22 protein-coding genes are annotated in these 22,336 nt (G+C 64.6%); 11 read left to right on the top strand and 11 right to left on the bottom strand.

Annotated features, from left to right (window positions below; translation table 11 throughout):
- Window positions 1-16 precede the first annotated feature (16 nt).
- On the bottom strand, window positions 17-688 hold the full coding sequence (locus HDC35_RS15600; RefSeq protein WP_260397780.1) for an extensin family protein: 672 nt from the start codon (window positions 686-688) through the stop codon (window positions 17-19).
- Between the two features lie 199 nt (window positions 689-887).
- On the opposite strand from HDC35_RS15600, the gene HDC35_RS15595 reads away from it, so the two are divergent.
- The 3 genes from HDC35_RS15595 to HDC35_RS15585 all read left to right on the top strand — a co-directional run bounded on the left by HDC35_RS15595 (window position 888) and on the right by HDC35_RS15585 (window position 4,942).
- Entirely contained in the window at window positions 888-2,018 is a 1,131-nt protein-coding gene (locus tag HDC35_RS15595; RefSeq protein WP_409437959.1) for a phosphoserine transaminase, read from the top strand.
- An 83-nt stretch (window positions 2,019-2,101) separates the two neighbouring features.
- A complete protein-coding gene (serA, locus tag HDC35_RS15590) occupies window positions 2,102-3,688 on the top strand; it encodes a phosphoglycerate dehydrogenase (RefSeq protein ID WP_184648293.1) in 1,587 nt (528 codons plus the stop codon).
- A 141-nt stretch (window positions 3,689-3,829) separates the two neighbouring features.
- On the top strand, window positions 3,830-4,942 hold the full coding sequence (locus HDC35_RS15585; RefSeq protein ID WP_184648292.1) for an ATP phosphoribosyltransferase regulatory subunit: 1,113 nt from the start codon (window positions 3,830-3,832) through the stop codon (window positions 4,940-4,942).
- Window positions 4,943-5,028: 86 nt separating this feature from the next.
- Here HDC35_RS15585 and HDC35_RS15580 read toward each other — a convergent pair whose 3' ends face one another.
- Entirely contained in the window at window positions 5,029-5,406 is a 378-nt protein-coding gene (locus tag HDC35_RS15580; protein WP_184648291.1) for a DOPA 4,5-dioxygenase family protein, read from the bottom strand.
- 21 nt (window positions 5,407-5,427) lie between these two features.
- A complete protein-coding gene (locus tag HDC35_RS15575) occupies window positions 5,428-6,372 on the bottom strand; it encodes an alpha/beta hydrolase (RefSeq protein ID WP_184648290.1) in 945 nt (314 codons plus the stop codon).
- A gap of 134 nt (window positions 6,373-6,506) precedes the next feature.
- Between HDC35_RS15575 and HDC35_RS15570 the strand changes: the two genes are divergently transcribed.
- A complete protein-coding gene (locus HDC35_RS15570) occupies window positions 6,507-7,796 on the top strand; it encodes an adenylosuccinate synthase (protein WP_184648289.1) in 1,290 nt (429 codons plus the stop codon).
- Window positions 7,797-7,935: 139 nt separating this feature from the next.
- Here HDC35_RS15570 and HDC35_RS15565 read toward each other — a convergent pair whose 3' ends face one another.
- Window positions 7,936-8,283 (bottom strand): hypothetical protein, encoded by a 348-nt coding sequence (locus HDC35_RS15565; RefSeq protein ID WP_184648288.1) that lies wholly within the window; start codon window positions 8,281-8,283, stop codon window positions 7,936-7,938.
- A 67-nt stretch (window positions 8,284-8,350) separates the two neighbouring features.
- Here HDC35_RS15565 and HDC35_RS15560 point away from each other — a divergent pair, with 67 nt between their 5' ends.
- Window positions 8,351-8,941 carry an NADPH-dependent FMN reductase gene (locus tag HDC35_RS15560; RefSeq protein WP_184648287.1) on the top strand — a complete coding sequence of 197 codons (591 nt, stop codon included), beginning with the start codon at window positions 8,351-8,353 and terminating at the stop codon, window positions 8,939-8,941.
- Here HDC35_RS15560 and HDC35_RS15555 read toward each other — a convergent pair.
- The 3 genes from HDC35_RS15555 to HDC35_RS15545 form a co-directional block, all read right to left on the bottom strand.
- Entirely contained in the window at window positions 8,938-10,254 is a 1,317-nt protein-coding gene (locus HDC35_RS15555) for an MFS transporter (RefSeq protein WP_184648286.1), read from the bottom strand. The two genes, HDC35_RS15560 and HDC35_RS15555, sit on opposite strands and share 4 nt — an antisense overlap.
- A gap of 132 nt (window positions 10,255-10,386) precedes the next feature.
- Window positions 10,387-10,872 (bottom strand): DUF2721 domain-containing protein, encoded by a 486-nt coding sequence (locus HDC35_RS15550; RefSeq protein WP_260397779.1) that lies wholly within the window; start codon window positions 10,870-10,872, stop codon window positions 10,387-10,389.
- On the bottom strand, window positions 10,869-12,083 hold the full coding sequence (locus HDC35_RS15545; RefSeq protein ID WP_184648285.1) for an LL-diaminopimelate aminotransferase: 1,215 nt from the start codon (window positions 12,081-12,083) through the stop codon (window positions 10,869-10,871). The genes HDC35_RS15550 and HDC35_RS15545 overlap by 4 nt, the downstream gene beginning before the upstream one ends.
- Window positions 12,084-12,213: 130 nt before the next feature.
- Here HDC35_RS15545 and HDC35_RS15540 point away from each other — a divergent pair, with 130 nt between their 5' ends.
- The 3 genes from HDC35_RS15540 to clpS all read left to right on the top strand — a co-directional run bounded on the left by HDC35_RS15540 (window position 12,214) and on the right by clpS (window position 15,393).
- Window positions 12,214-13,989, top strand: a complete 1,776-nt coding sequence (locus HDC35_RS15540) for an alpha/beta hydrolase (RefSeq protein WP_184648284.1) — start codon at window positions 12,214-12,216, stop codon at window positions 13,987-13,989.
- A 122-nt stretch (window positions 13,990-14,111) separates the two neighbouring features.
- Window positions 14,112-14,852 carry a phasin family protein gene (locus HDC35_RS15535; protein WP_184648283.1) on the top strand — a complete coding sequence of 247 codons (741 nt, stop codon included), beginning with the start codon at window positions 14,112-14,114 and terminating at the stop codon, window positions 14,850-14,852.
- 181 nt (window positions 14,853-15,033) lie between these two features.
- Window positions 15,034-15,393 (top strand): ATP-dependent Clp protease adapter ClpS, encoded by a 360-nt coding sequence (clpS, locus tag HDC35_RS15530; RefSeq protein WP_409437958.1) that lies wholly within the window; start codon window positions 15,034-15,036, stop codon window positions 15,391-15,393.
- Here clpS and HDC35_RS15525 read toward each other — a convergent pair whose 3' ends face one another.
- Entirely contained in the window at window positions 15,394-15,885 is a 492-nt protein-coding gene (locus tag HDC35_RS15525) for a helix-turn-helix domain-containing protein (RefSeq protein ID WP_184648282.1), read from the bottom strand.
- A 153-nt stretch (window positions 15,886-16,038) separates the two neighbouring features.
- Here HDC35_RS15525 and HDC35_RS15520 point away from each other — a divergent pair, with 153 nt between their 5' ends.
- On the top strand, window positions 16,039-16,770 hold the full coding sequence (locus tag HDC35_RS15520) for an SDR family oxidoreductase (protein WP_184648281.1): 732 nt from the start codon (window positions 16,039-16,041) through the stop codon (window positions 16,768-16,770).
- Complete coding sequence (locus tag HDC35_RS15515) at window positions 16,764-17,366, top strand: 2-hydroxychromene-2-carboxylate isomerase (RefSeq protein WP_184648280.1); 603 nt, start codon at window positions 16,764-16,766, stop codon at window positions 17,364-17,366. The genes HDC35_RS15520 and HDC35_RS15515 overlap by 7 nt, the downstream gene beginning before the upstream one ends.
- On the opposite strand, the gene HDC35_RS15510 is transcribed toward HDC35_RS15515, so the two are convergent.
- Window positions 17,363-18,283: a DMT family transporter gene (locus HDC35_RS15510; protein ID WP_184648279.1), complete on the bottom strand. Its 921-nt coding sequence runs from the start codon at window positions 18,281-18,283 to the stop codon at window positions 17,363-17,365. The two genes, HDC35_RS15515 and HDC35_RS15510, sit on opposite strands and share 4 nt — an antisense overlap.
- Before the next feature lie 342 nt (window positions 18,284-18,625).
- Window positions 18,626-19,579: a DUF3011 domain-containing protein gene (locus HDC35_RS15505; RefSeq protein WP_184648278.1), complete on the bottom strand. Its 954-nt coding sequence runs from the start codon at window positions 19,577-19,579 to the stop codon at window positions 18,626-18,628.
- Between the two features lie 218 nt (window positions 19,580-19,797).
- On the opposite strand from HDC35_RS15505, the gene murA reads away from it, so the two are divergent.
- Window positions 19,798-21,081 (top strand): UDP-N-acetylglucosamine 1-carboxyvinyltransferase, encoded by a 1,284-nt coding sequence (gene murA / locus HDC35_RS15500; protein WP_184648277.1) that lies wholly within the window; start codon window positions 19,798-19,800, stop codon window positions 21,079-21,081.
- Here murA and HDC35_RS15495 read toward each other — a convergent pair.
- Entirely contained in the window at window positions 21,068-22,333 is a 1,266-nt protein-coding gene (locus HDC35_RS15495) for a S9 family peptidase (protein WP_184648276.1), read from the bottom strand. The two genes, murA and HDC35_RS15495, sit on opposite strands and share 14 nt — an antisense overlap.
- Window positions 22,334-22,336 lie beyond the last annotated feature (3 nt).

The following is a 22,336-nucleotide window of genomic DNA, read 5'->3' as shown; positions in this document are numbered from 1 at the left end:
GCCCGCTTTGCCAAGCTCAGCGGCAGTAGCCGTTGCCGCTCATGTCGAAATGGAAATGATTATAATGCGCCGCGTTGTAATCGGGCCCAAGCACCGTCCCGAAGCGGCGGCAGCCCGATTTGTGGAGCGCGCGCAGGAATTCCTGCGAGGACCTGTCGCCCTTCCACCCGCCGTCGAGCATGATCCGGCGCCCGTCGGCCAGCACAAAGCCCGACACGTCGATCGCATTCGAATAGGCATGCTGCGACAGGCGCCCCGAACGCCCGCCGTAAATGTTGCGGCAGCTATAGGTGCCGAAAGTCTCGATCTTCACGACCTCGGTGCCGAAATATTTGCGCGCCGCGGGTTTCACCGCATATTGCGCCCACGCCGCGAAATTGCGGGCGAGCGGACAGGTCATCGCGCCGAGTCCCGAAACCGGGACGCCGACGTCGAGCAGCTTCACCGAATCGATCGACGTACAACCGCCGCCATGATCCTGGTTGGCTAGCGGCGTGAAGCGCACTCCTGCCTGCTTCAGGTCGAACGCACATTGCTGCGCCTCGGCGCTGGTAAAGGAGGGCGTTCCGACCGCTTGCGGCCGGCTGGGCTTGCTCGCCGCCGGACGCTTGCCGCCGCTATTCTTCATCGCCTCGGGGGCGCCGAAACAGGCGGATAGCGCCAACGCCGCGCAGGTGGCGATCAACATCCGGGGCTTCAGGAAAGTCGGGATCGGCATGGCCGTCAAAATACCGACGAAATGGTTAACAAGCTGTATACCCTTTGCTCCACTCATCGAAAATTTCGCGCGGCCGGTGCAATTTGTTTGACAGTTGCGCCCCCGCCCCTAAAGGCGGCGCCGGGCCACGCGGTCCCAACGCCGCGCGAGCTCTCTGCAAGGAGAGACTATGATGAGTGAAGTGACGACGCCACAGGTGCGCCCGACGCGCCCCTATTTTTCCTCCGGACCCTGCGCCAAGCCGCCGGTCTGGTCCCCCGAAAAACTCGCTACCGAATCGCTGGGCCGTTCGCATCGTGCGAAGATCGGCAAGACGCGCCTCGCCTGGTGCATCGACCTGATGCGCGAGATGCTGCAGCTTCCCGACACGCACCGTATCGGCATCGTTCCGGGCAGCGACACCGGCGCCTTCGAAATGGCGATGTGGACGATGCTTGGGCAGCGCCCGGTCACGACGCTCGCATGGGAGAGCTTCGGCGAAGGCTGGGTGACCGATGCCGCGAAGCAGCTCAAGCTCGACCCCACCGTCATTCGCGCCGATTACGGCCAGCTTCCCGATTTGACCCAAGTCGACTGGTCGAACGACGTCCTTTTCACCTGGAACGGCACCACCAGCGGCGTCCGCGTTCCGAACGGCGACTGGATCGCCGCCGACCGTGAAGGCCTGTCCTTTGCCGACGCCACATCGGCCGTGTTCGCGTACGACCTGCCGTGGGACAAGATCGACGTTGCAACCTTCAGCTGGCAGAAAGTGCTCGGCGGAGAAGGCGGCCATGGCGTGCTGATCCTTGGGCCCCGCGCGGTCGAACGGCTCGAAAGCCACACCCCCGCCTGGCCGCTGCCCAAAGTATTTCGCCTGATGTCGAAAGGCGCGCTTGCCGAAGGCGTGTTCAAGGGCGAGACGATCAACACTCCCTCGATGCTCGCGGTCGAAGATGCGATCTTCGCGCTAGAATGGGCAAAGTCGCTCGGCGGTCTCGACGGCCTCAAGGCGCGCAGCGATGCGAACGCCGCGGCACTCGACAAGATCGTTTCGGAACGCGACTGGCTCTCCCACCTTGCCGCCGATCCCGCCAGCCGCTCGAAGACTTCGGTCTGCCTGTCGGTCGCGGGCGCCGACGCGGATTTCATCAAGAAATTCGCCGGCCTGCTCGAGAAGGAAGGCGCAGCATACGACATCGCGGGTTATCGCGACGCGCCCCCGGGGCTTCGCATCTGGTGCGGCGCGACCGTCGATACCGCCGATATCGAAGCGCTCGGGCCGTGGCTCGACTGGGCCTACGCCAGCCTTTCGGCCTGACCTTTGCGTACCCCGGCGAAAGCCGGGGCCATTTCCCCATTCCGCCACAGGTCCCGGCTTCCGCCGGGATACGGAGACTTAAAATGACCGCACCCAAAGTCCTCATCAGCGACAAGATGGACCCGAAAGCCGAAGCGATCTTCAAGGAACGCGGCATCGACGTCGATGTCATCACCGGCAAGACCAAGGACGAACTGATCGCAATGATCGGCGCCTATGACGGCCTCGCGATCCGCTCGGCCACCAAGGTCACCGCCGACGTCCTCGCCGCCGCGACCAATCTGAAAGTCGTTGGCCGCGCCGGCATTGGCGTCGACAATGTCGACATCCCCGAAGCGTCGAAAAAGGGCGTGATCGTGATGAACACGCCCTTTGGCAACAGCATCACCACCGCCGAACACGCAATCGCGATGATGTTCGCGCTCGCGCGGCAGATCCCCGAAGCCAATGCCGGTACGCAAGCCGGAGAATGGCCGAAGAACGACTTCATGGGGGTCGAGCTGACATCGAAGACGCTCGGACTGATCGGCTGCGGAAATATCGGCAGCATCGTCGCCGAGCGCGCGCTGGGCCTCAAGATGAAGGTCGTCGCCTTCGACCCCTTTCTGACGCCCGAGCGCGCGATCGAACTCGGCGTTGAAAAGGCCGATCTCGATACCTTGCTCGCCAAGGCCGACTTCATCACGCTGCATACGCCGCTGACCGACCAGACCCGCAATGTGCTGTCGAAGGAGAATCTCGCCAAGACCAAGAAGGGCGTGCGCATCATCAACTGCGCGCGCGGCGGATTGATCGACGAGGCAGCATTGAAGGAAGCGCTCGACGGCGGTCATGTCGCTGGCGCGGCACTCGACGTGTTCGCACAGGAGCCGCCGCCGGCCGACCACCCGTTGTTCGACACCCCCAACTTCATCTGCACCCCGCACCTCGGCGCCTCGACCGACGAAGCGCAGGTCAATGTCGCGATCCAGGTTGCCGAGCAGCTCAGCGACTATCTGCTCACCGGCGGCATCACCAACGCACTCAACGTCCCCAGCCTCTCGGCCGAAGAAGCGCCGAAGCTGCGCCCCTATATGAGCCTTGCCGAAAAATTGGGCAGCCTCGTGGGCCAGCTCGCGCACGACAACCTCACGACGATCTCGGTGGAGGTCGAGGGTGCAGCAGCCGAACTGAACCTCAAACCGATCACCGCTGCGGTGCTGACCGGCCTGATGCGCCGCTATTCGGACAGCGTGAATATGGTCAACGCCCCCCACCTCGCGCGCGAACGCGGTCTCGACGTGCGCGAAGTCCGGCATGATCGCGAAGGCGACTATCACACGCTCGTGCGCGTGACGGTGGCGACCGAAGCGGGCGATCGCTCGGTCGCGGGCACGCTGTTCGGCAACAACGAGCCGCGTCTCGTCGAAATGTTCGGCATCAAGGTGGAGGCCGACCTCGACGGCGACATGCTCTATATCGTCAACGAGGACGCGCCGGGTTTCATCGGCCGCATCGGCGGCGCGCTGGGCGATGCAGGTCTGAACATCGGCACCTTCCACCTCGGCCGCCGCGCCGCGGGCGGCGAAGCCGTGCTGCTTTTGAGCCTCGATTCGCCGATGCCCGAACCTTTACTGTGGCAGGTCTGCCAGCTTCCCGGCGTGAAGACGGTGAAGGGCCTGAAGTTCTAAAAGACGAACTCTCTTTCCCGCTCGTGTCGAGCGAAGTCGAGACACCCATCGGTGTCCATGCCGTCCCGGCATCCCGACTTCGCTCGATGCGAACGGAATTCGGGATTGTTGACTCTCCTAGACCATCCTAAGGCCAGCCCCATGACCAAGGCCCCTGCCCTGCTGCCCGAAGGCCTCCGCGACCGCCTGCCCGCGCAGGCCGAGGCCGCCTCACGCGTTACCCGCGCGCTCGTCGATGCAATGCGCGCGCACGGCTATGGCCGCGTGTCGCCGCCGCTCGCCGAGTTTCGCGAAACGCTCGGCGGCGACGACGAGCGTTCGACGCGCGACCTGCTGCGCTTTACCGATCCGGTGTCGCAGCGCACGCTCGCGCTGCGCCCCGACATAACGCGGCAGGTCGGGCGCATCGCGACTTCGCTGCTCGCCAAGGCGCCGCGCCCGCTGCGCCTCTGCTACGCCGGGCAGGTGGTAAAACTCCGCGCAAGCCAGCTGCGTCCGGCGCGCGAAATGCTCCAGGTCGGCGCCGAACTGATCGGCAGCGACAGCGTCGCGGCGGCGCGCGAGATCGTGACGGTCGCGATCGACGCGCTCGAAGCGGCAGGTATCGGCCCGGTCACGATCGATTTCACCCTGCCCGATGTTGTTGACCTGCTCGCAAGCGGGCCGCTGCCTGTCGAAACCGATATCCAGCAATTGCGCGACGAGCTCGATGCCAAGGATGCCGGCGCGCTGACGCGGATCGGCGCAACCGCCTATCTGCCGTTGCTCCGCGCGACCGGCCCGTTCGATCAGGCGATCGCCGATCTTCGCGCTTTCGATACCAGCGGAGTTCTCACCGCCCGTATTGACGCGCTCGAAGCCATCGCCGCGCCGATCCGCGATCGTGTGACGCTGACGCTCGATCCGACCGAGCGCCATGGCTTCGCCTATCAAAGCTGGTTCGGCTTCCAGATCTTTGTCCCCGGACTGGGCGACGCCGTCGGCCGTGGTGGCGGCTATTCGATTCCTGTCGGCGAACAGGAAGAGGCGGCGGTCGGCTTTTCGCTCTACCCCGATCCGCTGATCGACGCCGGACTTGGCGCCGAGAGTGACCGCGAGCGCCGCATCTTCCTGCCGCTCGGCCACGATCCCGCGCTCGCCGCGAGCCTGCGCGCGGACGACTGGCAGACCGTGGCGGCGCTCTCCGGCAGTGACGATGCGCGCGCACTGGGTTGCGGTTATGTGCTGGCGGCAGACGGCCCGGTCAAAGCCTGACTCACCGTGATCCCCGGCGCAAGCCGGGACCCGTGGACAGGTTGCGCGGCATTTATGGGCCCCGGCTTTCACCGGGGATCACGCGCCTAAAAATCCGCCCCGCCAAAGCGCGCTACGCCCCGATTGAACCCCGGCGGGTCGAGCACGGTGACGTCGAGGTCGACCGCTTCGCCGATCCAGTGTGCAAGGCTCGTATGGTCGGCAAGGTCGTCGTCGGTCAGCGGGTGAACCAGCGCGCGCAGCCCCGTCGGCGCGATCGCCGCGATCACGGCGTCGTGCGACCGGGCCAGAAAATGCACTTCATATTGTGCGATCGGATGCGGGCCGACCGCGCGGTCGGTCATTGCCCCCACGAACAGGATCGCGGGATCGCGCGTAAAATCGTCGCGCAGCGCGACGGCGGCGGGCCGCTCGGCTGGATCATAATAGATATGGGCGTGATAGGGAGCGTCGGGATCGGTCATGCCTCGATCCTATCGCCTGAATCAGCGTGCGAATACCCGCTTCAACCACGCATCCACCGTTGCCGTCGGCGCATAAGCCGGATCGCCGAGGCTGCGGTTGATCTCGGCATGGCCTTTTAGCCCTTCGCCGGGAAAGCTGCCGTGCTCGACCCTACTCCCGCCCGCTTCCAACGCCGAGCCCAGTGCCTTCGCCTGCCGCACACCATCGGGACGCTGCACATAGAGCAGCAGGAAGGCCGGCGCATTGGGCGCGGCGGCCTGCTGCGTCGGCGACAAGGCCTTTTGCCGCGCGGGATCGGTGCCGAATGCCTGGGCATAGGTTTTCTGCATGATCGGCGGCCCCTCCTTCATCTGCGCCGCAACGTCATAGGCCGCCCCGTCGATCGGGATCACCCCCGATATATCGGCAAAAGACAGGCCCGCGCCCTGCAGATATCGTTCGTCGGAGCCGACCAGCGCGACCAGATGCGCGCCCGCGCTATGTCCCATCAGCACGATCCGCCGCCGGTCGATCCCCAGCGTATCGGCGCGGTCGATCAGCGCCCGGACCGCGCTCGCCACATCGGCCGCCTGCTGTTCGACCGTCGCGGCGGGGACGAGCCGATAATCGATCGATGCGAAGGCATAGCCCTGCTGAGGATAATGTTCGGCCTTGAAGCGCCCCGTCGCATTGTCCTTGCTGCCACGCTTCCACCCGCCGCCATGGACAAACACGATCAGCGGCGCCGCGCGCTTCACCCCTTTGGCGCGCCAGACATCGAGGGCTTGAAGCGCGTCGCTGCCATATGCAATCGTCTCGCCGCCCGGCACCTTGGGGCCTTCATCGGCGCCCATGCGCTCGGCAAGGCGCGCGCCGATCCGGTCGCGCAGCCTTTCGCGGGCATCGGCGAAGGGGCCGGGCACCGAGACACTCGCGACCGCAAACGCGGCAACCGCCATATATCCCATCCAGTTTTGCTTGGTCATCGTCGGCCTCCGCCATCCCGGTTTCGCACCGTGCCGCCCAAATGTCGCAATTTCATCCCACCTCCCTTGCCTCTGCGGCCAAATCCGCTAAGGCCGCGCCGGGTCAGGATGGCCCCGCACAGCAGGACATTGTCATGGCAAATGTTACCGTCATCGGGTCGCAATGGGGCGACGAGGGCAAGGGCAAGATCGTCGACTGGCTCGCCAGCCGCGCCGATGCCGTGGTCCGGTTCCAGGGCGGTCATAACGCCGGCCATACGCTGGTGGTCGGCGAACAGGTCTACAAGCTGTCGCTGCTTCCTTCGGGCATCGTCACGGGCACGCTGTCGATCATCGGCAACGGGGTCGTGCTCGATCCATGGGCACTGCGCGACGAGATCACCAAGTTGCGCGGCCAGGGCGTCGAGATCAACGCCGGCAATTTCGCCATCGCCGACAATTGCGCGCTGATCCTGCCCTTCCACCGCGACCTCGATGCGCTGCGCGAGACGGCGGCCGGCGCGGGCAAGATCGGCACCACAGGGCGCGGGATCGGCCCCGCCTATGAGGACAAGGTCGGCCGCCGCGCGATCCGCGTCTGCGACCTCGCGCATCTCGACAAGCTCGAACCGCAGCTCGACCGCCTGACCGCGCATCACGACGCGCTACGCGCGGGTTTCGGCGAGCCGCCGATCGACCGCGACCGCCTTATCGCCGACCTTCGCGAGATCGCCGATTATGTGCTCGAATATGCGCAGCCCGTCTGGAAGCGCCTGAAAAAGGTCCGCAAGGCCGGCGCGCGCATCCTGTTCGAAGGCGCGCAGGGGGTGCTGCTCGACATCGATCACGGCACTTATCCTTTCGTTACCAGTTCGAACACCGTCAGCGGCACCGCCGCGAGCGGTTCAGGCCTCGGCCCTTCGGCGGTGGGTTTCGTGCTCGGCATCGCCAAGGCCTATACGACGCGCGTCGGCAGCGGCCCCTTCCCGACCGAGCTCGAGGACGAGATCGGCCAGCGGCTCGGCGAACGCGGGCATGAGTTCGGCACCGTCACCGGGCGCAAGCGCCGTTGCGGCTGGTTCGACGCCGTACTTGTCCGGCAGAGCTGCGCGGTTTCGGGCGTCACCGGCATCGCGCTCACCAAGCTCGACGTGCTCGACGGCTTCGACACGATCCGCATCTGCACGGGATACCGCCTACGCGGCAAGATCCTCGACTATTTCCCGGCGCATGCCGCCGATCAGGCTGAGGTCGAACCGATCTACGAGGAAATGGACGGCTGGCACGAATCGACCGCGGGCGCGCGCAGCTATGCCGACCTGCCCGCGCAGGCGATCAAATATATCCAGCGCGTGCAGGAACTGATCGAAACCCCGATCGCGCTCGTGTCGACGAGCCCGGAGCGCGAAGACACGATCCTGATCCGCGACCCGTTCAGCGACTAGACCAATCCTCCCTGTGGCGAAGCCATGGGGAGGTGGCGGCGCGAAGCGCTGACGGAGGGACTTCGGCGCCGACGTCGCGGCCCCCTCCACCACTCGCTGCGCGAGCGGCCCCCTCCGCGTGCCTACGGCGCAGGGAGGCTTATTTGCCAGCTGCCACGTCGCGGATTGCCGCGAAAAAGCCCGCCGGGTCGTCTTCCTGGATGAAATGTCCACCTCTCAGCGTGCGGTGCGCCATGCCCTGCGCGTCCGGCACCCGCGCCGCGAACGGCATGTCGCCCCGCGCGCGGGTCGCCGGGCCGATCATATGGCGATACAGATAGGACCAGGTCGGCTCGCCGTGCAACATCGGTACCGGCTGCGCATCCTTCGCCCCTTCATCGATATAATGGACGCGAAGCCCGTCCGCGATCTCGACATATTTCGGTGCATAACGCCAGTCGGCCAGCCCCGCAAAACGCTCGTCCGGCGCGCGGTAGACGCGCATCATATCCCCCCCATGGTCGATGGCAGCTTAGGCGGCTTCCGTTTCGGCGCAAGCCATGCCAGATTGCGGCATGACCCGACATATCCTTGTCTTTTATGGCAGCTATCGCCGCGACCGGCAGGGCATCAGGCTTGCGTGCTGGCTGGTCGATGCCATCGTTGCGCGTGGCGACACTGCGGAGCTGATCGACGCCAAGACGGTCGACCTGCCGATGCTCGACCGCATGTACAAGGAATATCCGAAAGGCGAGGCGCCCGCCGCGATGGAGGAACTCGCGGGGAAGATCCGCGCCGCCGACGGCTTTCTGTTCGTTACCGGCGAATATAATTGGGGGCCGCAGCCGGGGCTCAAGAACCTCACCGACCATTATCTCGAGGAATGGTTCTGGCGTCCCGCCGCAATCGCCTGCTATTCGGCCGGGCCGTTCGCGGGCGTGCGCGCGATGATGGGCTGGCGCGATACGCTGGGCGAAATGGGAATGGCGGTCACCTCGTCGATCCTGCCCGTCGGGCGGATCGGTGGTGCCTTCGACGCCGAAGGTCAGCCGGCGGGCGAGGATGGCGCGCGGCTGGTCAAGAGTTTCCCGCGCTTCGCCGACGACCTCAATTGGTGGATCGACGCCGCCAAGGCGCAGCGCGCCAAGGTCGATCCGCCCTATTAACCCGATTTCAGCTCGCGGCTGAGCCGCAGGCTGGCGCGCCAGAAGAAGAAGGCGGGTATCAGCCCCAGCCAGGCCGCGCCGTAAAGGACGTAGCGTACGCTTTCCTGGCCATAGGCCGGCGCGAGCGCGTCGGACAGCACGCCGAACAGGAAGGGGCCGAAGCCGAGGCCGATCAGATTCTGGCCGAACAGCATGATCGACGCCGCGACCGCGCGCGCCTGCGGTCGCACCAGCCCCTGCACGCAACCATAGGCGGGTCCGTAATAGGCCGAATTGAGGATGGTGGGCACGATCAGCAAGGCGACCGCGATAATCCAGTTTTCCATATAATAGCCGAGGAACAGCACCGGCGCGGCGATGGCCATGCCATAGGCCGGCAGCGTCAGGATATGTTTCTTGTCGCGCGAACCCAGCTTGTCGGCGACCTTGCCGCCCAGCCAGGTCCCGAACACCCCCGCGACGCCCAGCACGACCGCCATCGACAATCCCGCCTCGGTGGTCGACAGGCCATGGCTGCGGATGAAGAAACTAATCGTCCACAGCGCCTTGCCATAGCCGAGAAATGCAACGACCGACGACGCGATCAATATGTAGACGAACGCGCGCGACGAAAATATCTCGCGCATCGCCTCGCGGGTCGACAGCGGCGTCACCGCCCTTGCGGTCGCGGTGGCTTCGGCGGTCCGGCTGTGCCGCGGTTCGCGCATCACGAAGAGCACGACGAGTGCGAGCAGCAGCCCCGGTGCGCCGACGAGCATCAGCGCGATGCGCCATCCGTAGAGATCGTTGACGATGCCGCCGATGATCAGGCCGAGCAGCGACCCGATCGGGACGCCAAGGCCATAGAAGGCGATCGCCGAGGATCGTTTCTCGGGCGCGACACTGTCCGAAATCAACGAATGTGCGGCGGGCGTGCACCCCGCCTCGCCCACGCCGACGCCGATCCGGGCGAAAAGAAGTTGCACGAAATTCTGCGCGAGGCCGCATACAGCGGTCATCGCCGACCAGACGGCGAGCGCAAGCGAGATCAGGCGAACGCGGTTCGTCCCCTCCTTGTCTGCATATCGCGCGATCGGAATACCAAGCAACGCATAGAAGACCGCGAAGGCCGGACCCGCGAGCAGGCCAAGCTGGGTATCCGAAAGCCCGAGATCCGCCTTGATCGGTTCGGCGAGGATATTGACGATCTGCCGGTCGAGGAAATTGAAGATATAGACGATCAACAGGATCCACAGCATCGTCCGCGTTTGCGCGGAAACGCCGTCGGCTGACGGCGAAACGATACCCGGAGCCGGCGCGGCTTTGTCAGTCATTCAAGTCTCCCGCCGCCATGGGAGCAGACTCGAGGGACCGGTGTCAACGTCCATGCGACGCGCCGGAAATGCCCGCTCGCAAATGCCGTTACGGCGCCCGCCGTGTAGCGCGCGGAAAAATTTTTCGGCCGGTCAGGGTCGGTCGCGCAGCGGCTTCCGATCCCGGCCCTCCAGTTCGAGCAATTCCATCGGCACATGAATCGCGCGTACCGCCAGCCGGACCTCGATCAGGAAGAGGATCAGCGAGACGAGCAGCAACAGCATCGCCGCCGCAAAAGCCCAGGAGGCGGCAACGCCGAGGTTGGCGCCGGTAAAGGCCTGCGTAAAAAGCAGCGCGACGAGCAGGCAGACGACGATCCCGCAGGCCACGGCGGAGAGGATCGAATTGTTGATGATCCCCATTCTTCGGTCGGCAATGCGCAACTCGGCCACGATGCGTTCATGCTCGAGGCCTTCGGTTTCGGCCCAGCGCTCCATAAGGTTGCGCGAGCGATCGACGACGCGCGCGAGGCGGCCGGCGATGACATTGAGCAGGCTGCCGGTCGCGACCAGCAGGAACACCGGCGTGACCGACAGCTGGATCGTCTGCGCAATCGCGCCGGCGTCGAGGTCCATCATCCCCCGGCTGCAACCGACGGCGTGTTGACTCCATGCATCGCGAGGAACTTGCGAACGTTGCGCGCAGCCTGCCGGATACGCTGTTCATTCTCCACCATCGCGATGCGGACATAACCCTCGCCGTCCTCGCCATAGCCGACGCCGGGCGCGACCGCGACCTTGGCATGGGTCAGCAATTGTTTGGAAAATTCGAGGCTGCCCATGTCCTTGAGCGCGGGCGGCAATGGCGCCCAGGCGAACATCGACGCGGGCGGGCTCGGAATATCCCAGCCGGCGCGACCGAAGCTTTCGACCATCACGTCGCGGCGCTTCTGATACAGTTCGCGGTTCTTCGCGACAATGTCTTGCGGCCCGTTGAGCGCCGCGCACGCCGCGGCCTGGATCGGGGTGAAGGCGCCGTAGTCCAGATAGGATTTGACCCGCGTCATCGCGGCGATCAGACGCTTGTTGCCCACCGCGAAGCCCATGCGCCAGCCCGCCATCGAATAGGTTTTCGACATCGAGGTGAATTCGATCGCGACATCCTTGGCGCCCGGCACCTGCAGGATGGAGGGCGTCGGATTGCCGTCGTAATAAAGCTCCGAATAGGCAAGGTCGGACAGGACCCACACCTTATTCTCCTTCGCCCAGGCCACGAGGCGTTCGTAGAAGGCAAGGTCGACCGCCTCGGCCGTCGGGTTCGATGGATAGTTGACGACAAGGATCGACGGGCGCGGCACGGTGAACGCCATCGCGCGGTCGAGCGCGCGCCAGTAATTCTCGTCGGGCGTCGTCGGCACGCTGCGGATCGTCGCACCGGCGATGATGAAGCCGAAGGTATGGATCGGATAGCTGGGGTTCGGCGCCAGCACGACGTCGCCGGGGCCGGTGATCGCAGTCGCGAGACTCGCGAGCCCTTCCTTCGATCCCATCGTCACGACGACTTCGGTCTCGGGGTCGAGGTCGACGTTGAAGCGGCGCCCGTAATAATTGGCCTGCGCGCGGCGAAGCCCCGGAATACCCTTCGATTGCGAATAGCCGTGCGCGTCGGGCTTCATCGCGACTTCGCACAATTTTTCGATCACATGGGCGGGCGGCGGCAGGTCGGGATTGCCCATCCCCAGGTCGATGATGTCCTCTCCCGCGGCGCGGGCGGCCGCACGCATCGCATTCACTTCGGCGATGACGTAGGGCGGCAGGCGCTTGATGCGATAGAATTCATCTTCGGACATGGGAAACTAGAACAACTCCTTTGCGTATGCGTTTTGACCTATGCTTTTGAATTGACGCGCGCGGCAACCTCGCCAGCCGCATCGCGGCTTGTTATAGGCATAATATCCGCACTGACCAGCAGGAACGAGCATGAGCGATACGGGCAAGGACGACACGATCGAAACACCGAATCCCTTCATCCCGTCGCCCGAAGATATGCAGCATTGGGCCAGCGTGATCGGCCGCGCGCAGCAGATGATGCTCGAATATGCGCTGGGCCAGGCGAACGAAGGCAACGCCAGCGCCGCGGCGCTGTTCGATCCCGCCAAATGGGCCGATAATCCCGCAGCAAAGCTCTGGTCCGAACAATTGGCGAGAATGTGGGATCAGGGCGTCGCCTTCTGGACCTCGCTGGCGACGCTGAACCCGATGGCTCCGCCGCTGCCCGATGCTGCGGCGAAGGATCGTCGTTTCGCGGACCCCGACTGGACCGCCAATCCGGTGTTCGCGATGATCCGCCAGACCTATGGCCTGCTCGCCGAACAGATGCTCGCGACGACGCGCCAGTTCGACGGTCCCGACCCCGTGGCGCGCGCCAAGATGGAATTTGCCGCCAAGGCGATGGCCGACGCGATGGCGCCCACCAATCTCGCGATGACCAATCCCGAAGTCATCCGGCGCGCGGTCGAAACGCGCGGCGAGAGCCTGCTCAAGGGTTTGAAGCACATGCTCTCCGACCTGTCGCGCGGCCAGCTCAGCCATGTCGACCCCGATGCGTTCGAGGTCGGGGTCAATATCGCGACGACGCCCGGCAAGGTGATCCACGAGACCGACCTCTACCAGCTCATCCATTATGCGCCGACGACGAAAGAGGTCTTCGCCGTCCCGCTCGTCATCTTCCCGCCGTGGATCAACCGCTTTTACATCCTCGACCTGAACCCCGCGAAAAGCTTCGTCGCATGGGCGGTCGAACAGGGCCTCAGCGTCTTCATGGTTTCGTGGAAATCGGCAGACGCGTCGATGGCGGAGATCGTCTGGGACGATTATGTCGCGGCGCAGGTCGACGCGATCGATACGGTGCGCGAATTGCTCGACGTGCCGCACGTCCATACGATCGGTTATTGCGTCGCCGGCACAACGCTCGCCGCGACGCTCGCGATGCTCGCCGCACGCGAAGAGGCGGACAAGGTCAAGTCGGTGACCTTCTTTACCGCGCAGGTCGATTTCGAACAGGCCGGAGATCTCAAGCTGTTCGTCGACGACAGCTATCTGGCGCTGCTCCAGCAATTGTCGGCGCCCGGCTTCCTCGACGGGCGCTATATGGCGGCGACCTTCAACTCGCTGCGCGGACGCGACCTGATCTGGAATTATGTCGTCAGCAATTACCTGCTCGGCAACGACTATCCGCCTTTCGACCTGCTCTACTGGAACGGCGACGTCACCAACCTTCCCGCGAAATGGCACCGGCAATATCTGATCGACCTTTATCGCGACAACCGGATGGTGATCCCGAACAGCCTGTCGGTGATGGGCACGCCGATCGACCTCAGAAAGATCGACACTCCGGCCTATATCCAGGCGGGCCGCGAGGATCATATCGCGCCCCTCGCCAGCGTGTGGCGGCTGATGGACCATCTGTCGGGGCCCAAGACCTTCCTGCTGGCCGGGTCGGGGCATATTGCGGGGGTCGTCAATCCGCCGGCCGCGGGCAAATATCAATATTGGACCGGCGACGGCACCGCCGCCTCGCTCGACGAATTTGTTGCGGGAGCGACCGAGACGAAGGGCAGCTGGTGGCCGCACTGGATCGAATGGATTGCGGCACAGGATGGCGCAAAGACCGCCGCAAAAGGCGCGCGCATTCCCGGCAAAGGTACTAAAAAGGCGATCGAGGATGCTCCCGGCCGCTATGTCAAACAGCGGTAATATCGGGGCGTTAAAAGGCCCTTGAGGTCGCGATCGGAATTTTTTTGTGCACTGCACAAAAATCTCTTGAAATCGCCGAACCCCTCCTATATTGTGCACTGCAACATAAAGGAGTTGTCCCGATGGCTACCAAGATGGATAGTGCCGAGAAGGCTTTCGAAGCCGCGACGCTGGAAACCGCCGCCAAGCCGGTGGCTGCTCCTGCCGCCCCGGTCGTCGAAGCTGCTCCCGCAGTAAAGGCCCCGGTGCCCGCAAAGACCAAGACCGTCGCGGCGAAGGCCAAGCCGGTCCAAAAGAAAGCCGCAAAGCCGGCAGCCAAGAAGGTCGCCCCCAAGAAGGCGGCTGCAAAGACCGTTGCCCCCAAGACCAAGGTTGCGCCGAAGCCGGCCGTCCTTGCCAGCAAAGGATTCAAGACCATGAACGACACCGTCAAGAAATTCGCCGACGAAGCGAAGACCCGCACCGAAGCCCTGACCGCCGACTTCAACGAAAAGGCGAAGGAAGCCATGGCCAAGACCAGCAAGCTCGCCGAAGAAGCCGTCGAATTCAACAAGGCGAACATCGAAGCGCTCGTTGAATCGGGCAAGATCGCTGCCAAGGGCATCGAAACGCTCGGCCAGGAAGGCGTGACTTTCGCCCGCAAGAGCTTCGAAGACACGACCGCCGCGCTGAAGGGCTATACCGCCGTCAAGACCCCGGCCGACTTCTTCAAGCTCTATGCCGAAAACAGCAAGAAGGCGTTCGACGCCGCTGTCGCGCAGACCTCGAAGACCAGCGAACTCTTCGTCAAGCTGACGAACGACAGCTTCGCGCCGATCTCGAACCGCGTTTCGGTCATCACTTCGAAGATGAAGGCCGCCTAAGGCGCTTTCAACTTCCACCGTTGGCGCGGGCACCTCCCCTCCCTCCCCGCCGGCGCCGACACCCCCAAGGCCGCTCGCTTCTTCGGAAGCGGGCGGTTCTTGTTTGCAGAGCGCGCAGGAAAAGGGGGTTAATGTCGCCCCGCCCTCTTGCGAATCCGCTGCGGCGTGCGATATTCTGCCAATGATGACCGCTTTCCCTTCCCGCATCCGCGCCATGGCGGACAAGGACGACGGCGCCTCCGGAACCCCCGGGGTCGGCATTGCGACGCGCACCCGCGCCAAGGCGAAGAAGCCGTCGATGTACAAGGTGCTGCTGCTCAACGACGATTATACGCCGATGGAATTCGTCGTCATGGTGCTCCAGCGCTTCTTCAACATGGACATCGAACAGGCGACACAGGTCATGCTGCACGTCCACCAGCAGGGCGTCGGCGTGTGCGGCGTGTTCAGCTATGAAGTCGCCGAGACCAAGGTCAACCAGGTGATGGACGCCGCGCGCCAGAACCAGCACCCGCTGCAGTGCACGCTGGAAAAAGCCTGATCAGCCAGATTTTGCGGCCTGCTCCGCGCTGAGCGCGGGCGAGGGTTCACCCTTCAGATCGCCATAACCCAGCGGCACGCCGCAGCCCGGACAGGCCGTTGACGTGCCGACGTCGGCGCCGCAGGCGCGATGAATATAGCGCATCGCCGGTCCCCCGCCCGTCTCGCCCGGCGCATAGGCCCATTGTTCGGCCCAGTTGCGCATCGCGTAAAGGACGTCGAAGAGATCCTTGCCTTTCGCGGTCAGGCGATATTCGTGGCGGAGTGGCCGGTCCTGATAGGCGTGGCGCCCGACCACGCCTTCGCCTTCGAGCAATTTCAGCCGTGCCGACACGAGTTGCGGCCCCAGCCCCGTATTCACCGCAATCGACTCGAACCGCCGACGCCCGAAAAAAAGATCGCGCAGGATCAGCAGCACCGCCCGGTCGCCCAGCAATTCGGCCGACCGCCCGACGGGGCAGAATGTGTCCGACAGATCCGCGCGTTTGGGCAAATTCAAACCTTCCCCTCGTCATTCCCGCGAAAGCGGGAACCCAGTTGCAGCACCGGCTCGCTGGATTCCGGCTTTCGCGCGAATGACGGATGAATTTCTCACTTGTCACTATGATTATCATAGTTACTATCGGGCGCAAGAGGAGAGTCGCCCATGCCCACCCCTGCCGCAGTCATCGTCGGAGCCGGCGACGCCACGGGCGGCGCGATTGCGCACGCCTTTGCCGCCGAAGGGCTCACCGCCTGCGTCAACCGGCGCGAGCGCAACGCCGTCCAATTGGAAGCGCTGGCGCAATCGATCCGCGATGCCGGGCACAAGGCGCGCGCCTTCCCCGGCGACGCCCGCGACGAAAATGCGATGATCGCGCTGTTCGAACAGGTCGAGGCAGAGGTCGGCCCGGTCGAGGTTGCGGTGTTCAACATCGGCGCCAATGTGAACTTCCCGATCGCCGAAACGACGCTGCGGGTCTACACCAAGGTCTGGGAAATGGCGTGTCTTGGGGGCTTCCTGATGGGCCGCGAAGCCGCGAAGCATATGGCGCCGCGCGGCCGCGGCACGATCATCTTCACCGGCGCCACCGCGTCGCTGCGCGGCGGGTCGGGCTTTGCCGCCTTTTCGGGCGCCAAGGGCGCACTCCGCATGCTTGCGCAGTCGATGGCGCGCGAGCTGGGGCCGCAGGGCATCCACGTCGCGCACACGATCATCGACGGCGCGATCGACACCGAATTCATCAAGGGCCGCCATCCCGATTTCGACAATGCGAAGGCGCGCGACCTCATCCTCAACCCCGATGCCATCGCCGCCAATTACGTCATGCTCCACAGGCAGCCCAAAAGTGCGTGGACGCACGAAATCGACCTTCGCCCCTGGGGAGAAAAATGGTGAGCAAGACGCTCGAGCTGATCTTCGACTTCGGCAGCCCCAATGCCTATTTGTGCATGAAAATGCTGCCCGAACTGCTCGACCGGACGAGCGCCGACCTCGTCATCACGCCGTGCCTTCTGGGCGGCATCTTCAAGGCGACGGGCAACAAGGCGCCGATGATCCAATATGCCGACGCGCCCGCCAAACTCGCCTATGAAAATCTTGAGATGCGCCGCTTCATCGAACGGCACGGCCTCTCCAGATTCCGGCTCAACCCGCATTTCCCGGTCAACACGCTGACGATCATGCGCGGCGCCATCGTCGCCGATGACGAAGGCAATCTCGACGACTATGTCGACGCGGTGAACCGGGCGATGTGGGAAGAAGGGCTCAAGATGGACGACCCGGAGGTGATCGCGGCCTTCCTGTCGGACAACGGCTTCGACGGCCCCACGCTCCTCGCCCGCACGCAAGAGCCCGACATCAAGGCGAAGCTGGTGGCGAATACCGAGGCGGCCGTGGCGCGCGGCGTGTTCGGCATCCCCACCTTCTTCGTCGGCGGCGAGATGTTCTTCGGCAAGGACCGGCTGGCGCAGGTCGAGGAAGCGCTCGCCTAGGCTTGCGCCGCAGCCGGCGCACGACCCGCAACCAGAATGCCGGCGACGATCAGCGCCAGCCCGGCGACATGGAACAGGCGCAGCGTCTCGCCGAGGAACAGCATCGCGAGTCCCGCGCCCATCAGCGGCATCACGTTCATATATTGCCCCGTCGCCGCCGATCCGATCAGCTCGACCCCGCGATTGAAGAAGAGATAGGCGAGGAAGGAGGGGAAGACCGACACATAGGCGATGGCAAGCGCGCTGCCCGCTGCCGGAACGATCAGCCGCCCCGACCAGAGCTCGTGCAGGTAAAAGGGCGCGATTACCGCGATGCCGACGACCATCGACGCCGCGAGAAAGCTCAGCGGATGCACCGCCGGGCGGCGACGCAGCAGCACCGAATAGAGCGCCCAGATCATCACCGCGCCGCCGATGATCGCATCGCCGATATTGAGCCGGAGCTCCAGTAATATCGCCGGATCGCCGCGCGCGATAATCGCGAGCACGCCGGCGAGCGAGACGGCAACGCCCGCAATCTGGCGCGGGCTGGTGCGATCGCCCATCACGACTGCGCCGACAATCAGCACGAGCGCGGGCAGCGCCGACTGGATCAGCATCGAATTGAGCGCGGTCGTGTTCTGCAAGCCCGTATAGAGCAGGATGTTGAAAGACCCGATCGCCAGCGCGCCGAGCAGCGCGACGATCCTCCAATTCGCGCGGATCGCGGGCCAGTCGCGCTTCAGATGTGGCCAGGCGAGCGGCAAAAGCAGCACGAGGGCGAACGTCCAGCGCCAGAAGGACAAGGCAGCCGGCGGCACAAGGTCGCGCGCCGCGCGGCCGACGATCGAATTGCCCGCCCAGAACAGCGCCGTCACCGTGAGCAGCGGATAGGCACGCGACCAGATTGCCGCCGCAGGACCCACGTTTTTCACCATGCTGTCCCCATCCCCCTTGCCCAAACGCGCTCCCGTCTTTCACGGTTCGAACGAAAGATGCAATCGGGGTGGATGACGGCCAGCGACCGGAGGTGGACGTTCGATCCTCCCTGTGGCGAAACCATGGGGAGGATTGGCCGATTTCGACCGATAGTTGCCATAAGATCCTCCCTGTACCCCAGGCATGGGGAGGCGCGAAGCGCTGACGTAGGGGCTTAACGCGGCCCCTCCACCACTCGCTACGCGAGCCGTCCCCCTCCTCATCGCTTCGCGACAGGGAGGATATTAGTGTCCGCTCACCAACCAAAAGCGACCCTTTGCTCGCCCGCCGGCCGCCAGTCGTCAGCTAAAGTCGAGCTGGATGATATCGCTCGGCGTCGCGCGGCAATACATTTCGATCTGCTTCGCTCCGTCGGGATAGGTAGCGGTCATCGCCGCGCGGATACGCCAGCCGCCATTGCCCTGCTCGAGATGGATCAGCCGGTCGTACGACAGCCGCGTGCCCCCGGTGATCCCGATCTGCCGGGCGGCATCGGTCATGCAATTCTGGACCGAAGGCCGCGATCCACTCGGCAGACCGCTCAGGTTTGCGCTGAGCGTCGCCGGGCCCTGCGGCGGATGCGTCGTCACGCTTTCGTCAGCGGTGCCGTCCGCCTTCTTCTTTTTCTGGCTTGCGAGCAGCGCGAGCAACCCGCCGGCCACAACGATACCCCCGATGATCAGCCCCGTACTCGGCCCCTTGTCCTTTTCGGGGGGGCGCGTGTTGCGATAGCCATAGCCGAACTGGGCGCGGCATCCCTTGTCGACCCATATATAATCATTGGTGTAGCCCCACTGGCGTCCGGCATTGCACTTGCCCGCGATCTTTCGTGTCAGCTCGACGCGATTGTCGGTGCGCACATTGCACTGCTCATAGCGATATTGCCACGATTCGCAGTTCAGCGTGCCCGCAAAATCACCCCCGGGATAGCCGCCAGCATAGCCATAGCGGAATTCGGCGCGGCAACCGCCCGACACCCAGATCTGGTTGGCGTCGAACCCCCAGTCGCGTCCTTTCGAGCAACGCCCGCCGATCACCCGCGTCAAATCGACGCGATTGTCGGTCCGCACGGTGCAGCGCTGTTGGCGATTGCCATAGGATTCGCAGCGGATAGTCCCCGCATAGTCCCGATCATATCCCAGCTGCGGCTTGGGCATCGGATAAGGATAGGTGGTCGTTTGTGCAAAGGCCGGAATCGCTATTTGCGACGCGATAAGCGAGGCCGTCGTAACGGCTGTGACGACTGGATTGCGCATGCCCTTGTCTCCCCGGTTGAACCTGTTTCGTCGCAAGCCCCTGTTCTGCGATCTTCGCGCGATAGTTTCATAATTTCCTGTCTAACGCCACGATCAAAACAAGGCGGGCCGATGCGCATTTAACCATGATATTCTCTCCTGCGGGTTCGGCGGCCCCGGCGCGCCTGCCGCATAGCTAGTCCGCTTGCACGGCCCCGCGCATGCGCTAAAGACGGCCGATGGATCAAATCGTCATTCGCGGCGGCCAGCGACTCAAGGGCCGTATTCCCATCAGCGGTGCCAAGAATGCGGCGCTCACCCTGCTGCCCTGCGCCTTGCTGACCGACGAGCCGCTGACGCTCAGGAACTTGCCGCGCCTCGCCGACGTCGACGGCTTCGGGCATTTGCTCAACCAGCTCGGCTGCTCGACGACGATCGAGGGATCGCGGCCCGAGGATTTTGGCCGCGTGATGACCGCGCGCGCGACGACGCTGACCTCGACCGTCGCGCCTTATGACATCGTCCGCAAGATGCGCGCCTCGATCCTCGTGCTCGGCCCGCTGCTCGCGCGCGCGGGCGAAGCGACCGTATCGCTTCCCGGCGGCTGCGCGATCGGCAACCGCCCGATCGACCTCCACCTGAAAGCGCTCGAGGCCTTTGGCGCCGAAATCGAGCTGGCTTCAGGCTATGTGAAGGCCGTCGCACCCGGCGGGCGCCTGACGGGCGGCAAATTCACCTTTCCCGTCGTCTCGGTCGGCGCCACGGAAAACGCCGTCATGGCCGCGGTGCTCGCCAAGGGCACCTGCGTCCTCGAAAACGCCGCGCGCGAGCCCGAGATCGTCGATCTGTGCAACTGCCTCGTCGCGATGGGCGCGCATATCGACGGCATCGGCACCGAAACGTTGACGATCGAGGGCGTCGACCGCCTCCACGGTGCCACCTATCGCGTCATGGCCGACCGGATCGAGGCCGGCAGCTACGCCTGCGCCGCGGTCATTACCGAGGGCGATGTCGAACTGGTCGGCGCGAAGGCGGACGAGATGGACGCGACGCTTGCCGCGCTCCGCCAGGCGGGCGCGACGGTCGAGGATACGAAGGGCGGCATCCGCGTCGCCATGTCGGGCCGCGCCGAACCCGTCACGCTGTCGACCGCGCCCTACCCCGGCTTTGCGACCGACATGCAGGCGCAATTCATGGCGATGGCGACGCTCGGCAAAGGCGCATCGCTATTCACCGAAACCATTTTCGAGAATCGCTACATGCACGTTCCCGAACTCGCGCGCATGGGCTGCGACATCGACGTGCGCGGCCGCAGCGCTGTCGTACGCGGCGTCGACCATCTGGTCGGTGCGCCGGTCATGGCGACCGACCTCCGCGCATCGATGAGCCTGATCATCGCTGGCCTGGCCGCGCAGGGGCAAACCGAGGTCAACCGCGTCTATCACCTCGATCGCGGTTACGAGCGGCTGGAGGAAAAGCTGCAGGCCGTCGGCGCCGATATCGAGCGGATCAGCGCGGGGTGAGATTCTCCGAACGGCCATAGGGTCCGCGCGCCTTGCCCTTGATCCAGTCGCCGAGCAGCTTGAGATAGCCGTCGGTAATACGCGTCGCGCTACGCGATCCGTCGGCATTGGTCCTGTATTCGAACATGCCGTGATCGGTGTCGGGGAACAGATACACGTCGAACGGCTTGCCGTCCTTCGCGAGGCCGAGCAGCGCGCCGCGCGTCGTTTCGATCGGCGCCTCGCGGTCCTCGCCCGCAAGCACCCACAGCAGCGGCGTATCGAGCTTCCTCAACGCCGCCACGGCGTCATAGTCCCAGATCAGTTCGAGATTGTCGAAACGCGCGGCGCCGATTCGCCGAAGCTCCTCGTTCGGCATGCGCGCGATCGCGCCGCTATATTCGCCCTCGATCTTTGCCGGCCAAGGCTTGTCCGCCATCTCGCGCCGCACGGCGTCGAGCGCGTCATAGCCGGTGCGGAAGTCTGAGAGCAGGAGGCTGGCGGTCGCCTGCGACAGGCGTGTGACCAGCGATTCGGCATCCTTGCCCAACCCCGCCGCGCGGACCTCCGAAATCATCTGCTCGCGGTCTTCCTCGATCGGCGAGGCGACAAGGCCAAAGCCGACCGCGACAAAATCGGCCTTGGTCCGCGTCGCTGCCAGCGGCGCGACCCAGCCGCCCTGGCTGCCGCCAAAGAATCCGGCACGGCCATAGCGGCCCGCCGCCATGCCCCGGGCGGTGTCGAGCGCTTTCGCCGCATCGGCACCCAGCAGCTCGAAATTCTGGGTATATTCGCCGTCCGACCCACCCGTTCCGCGCTTATCGTAAACGAAGACCGATATCCCCTGCGCCGCCATCGCATAGCCATAAAGTCCCCCGATCGGCGAACTGCGTTCCGACCCGTGGACCATGACCACGAGCGGGCGCTTCGGATCGACCCCCGGCGGTTCGATCAGCATGCCGGTCATCCGCGTGCCGGCGCTGTCGAAATTCGCCGGCGTCTCGCGGAACGCAATCGGTTGCCACGCCGCGCCTTTCACCGTCACGCCATCGGCATTGCAGGCCAGCGGTGCATTCGCGTCGGAGGTGGCGCCCCGGCGACCATCGCGAAACAGATAGCGCAACCCGGGCGCGGGAATTGTGGGCAGCTCGACGAGAACGACGAAATCGCCGTCGGGGGCGGCATAAGCGCCCGGCAGGCAGGCCGACTGGGCCAAAGCCGGTGCGCCCGGAATCGCGGCGAGAAGCAAAAGCGTGCTGGCGAATATCCTCATGCA

The organism is Sphingopyxis sp. JAI128 (assembly GCF_014207235.1).
Lineage (GTDB): Bacteria > Pseudomonadota > Alphaproteobacteria > Sphingomonadales > Sphingomonadaceae > Sphingopyxis.
Note: the sequence above shows the minus strand (reverse complement) of the source record. Positions and strands in the feature narration are given on the sequence as shown.

Bases quoted from the DNA above. Each gene is read 5' to 3' on its own strand.
- HDC35_RS15600 (WP_260397780.1), bottom strand. From the start codon at position 688: ATGTTGATCGCCACCTGCGCGGCGTTGGCGCTATCCGCCTGTTTCGGC.
- serA (WP_184648293.1), top strand. From the start codon at position 2,102: ATGACCGCACCCAAAGTCCTCATCAGCGACAAGATGGACCCGAAAGCC.
- HDC35_RS15535 (WP_184648283.1), top strand. From the start codon at position 14,112: ATGGCTACCAAGATGGATAGTGCCGAGAAGGCTTTCGAAGCCGCGACG.
- HDC35_RS15550 (WP_260397779.1), bottom strand. From the start codon at position 10,872: ATGATGGACCTCGACGCCGGCGCGATTGCGCAGACGATCCAGCTGTCG.
- HDC35_RS15545 (WP_184648285.1), bottom strand. From the start codon at position 12,083: ATGTCCGAAGATGAATTCTATCGCATCAAGCGCCTGCCGCCCTACGTC.
- HDC35_RS15540 (WP_184648284.1), top strand. From the start codon at position 12,214: ATGAGCGATACGGGCAAGGACGACACGATCGAAACACCGAATCCCTTC.
- HDC35_RS15580 (WP_184648291.1), bottom strand. From the start codon at position 5,406: ATGACCGATCCCGACGCTCCCTATCACGCCCATATCTATTATGATCCA.
- HDC35_RS15575 (WP_184648290.1), bottom strand. From the start codon at position 6,372: ATGACCAAGCAAAACTGGATGGGATATATGGCGGTTGCCGCGTTTGCG.
- HDC35_RS15495 (WP_184648276.1), bottom strand. From the start codon at position 22,333: ATGAGGATATTCGCCAGCACGCTTTTGCTTCTCGCCGCGATTCCGGGC.
- HDC35_RS15560 (WP_184648287.1), top strand. From the start codon at position 8,351: ATGACCCGACATATCCTTGTCTTTTATGGCAGCTATCGCCGCGACCGG.
- HDC35_RS15555 (WP_184648286.1), bottom strand. From the start codon at position 10,254: ATGACTGACAAAGCCGCGCCGGCTCCGGGTATCGTTTCGCCGTCAGCC.
- HDC35_RS15565 (WP_184648288.1), bottom strand. From the start codon at position 8,283: ATGATGCGCGTCTACCGCGCGCCGGACGAGCGTTTTGCGGGGCTGGCC.
- HDC35_RS15510 (WP_184648279.1), bottom strand. From the start codon at position 18,283: ATGGTGAAAAACGTGGGTCCTGCGGCGGCAATCTGGTCGCGTGCCTAT.
- HDC35_RS15505 (WP_184648278.1), bottom strand. From the start codon at position 19,579: ATGCGCAATCCAGTCGTCACAGCCGTTACGACGGCCTCGCTTATCGCG.
- HDC35_RS15515 (WP_184648280.1), top strand. From the start codon at position 16,764: ATGGTGAGCAAGACGCTCGAGCTGATCTTCGACTTCGGCAGCCCCAAT.
- HDC35_RS15520 (WP_184648281.1), top strand. From the start codon at position 16,039: ATGCCCACCCCTGCCGCAGTCATCGTCGGAGCCGGCGACGCCACGGGC.
- HDC35_RS15585 (WP_184648292.1), top strand. From the start codon at position 3,830: ATGACCAAGGCCCCTGCCCTGCTGCCCGAAGGCCTCCGCGACCGCCTG.
- clpS (WP_409437958.1), top strand. From the start codon at position 15,034: ATGATGACCGCTTTCCCTTCCCGCATCCGCGCCATGGCGGACAAGGAC.
- murA (WP_184648277.1), top strand. From the start codon at position 19,798: ATGGATCAAATCGTCATTCGCGGCGGCCAGCGACTCAAGGGCCGTATT.
- HDC35_RS15595 (WP_409437959.1), top strand. From the start codon at position 888: ATGATGAGTGAAGTGACGACGCCACAGGTGCGCCCGACGCGCCCCTAT.
- HDC35_RS15570 (WP_184648289.1), top strand. From the start codon at position 6,507: ATGGCAAATGTTACCGTCATCGGGTCGCAATGGGGCGACGAGGGCAAG.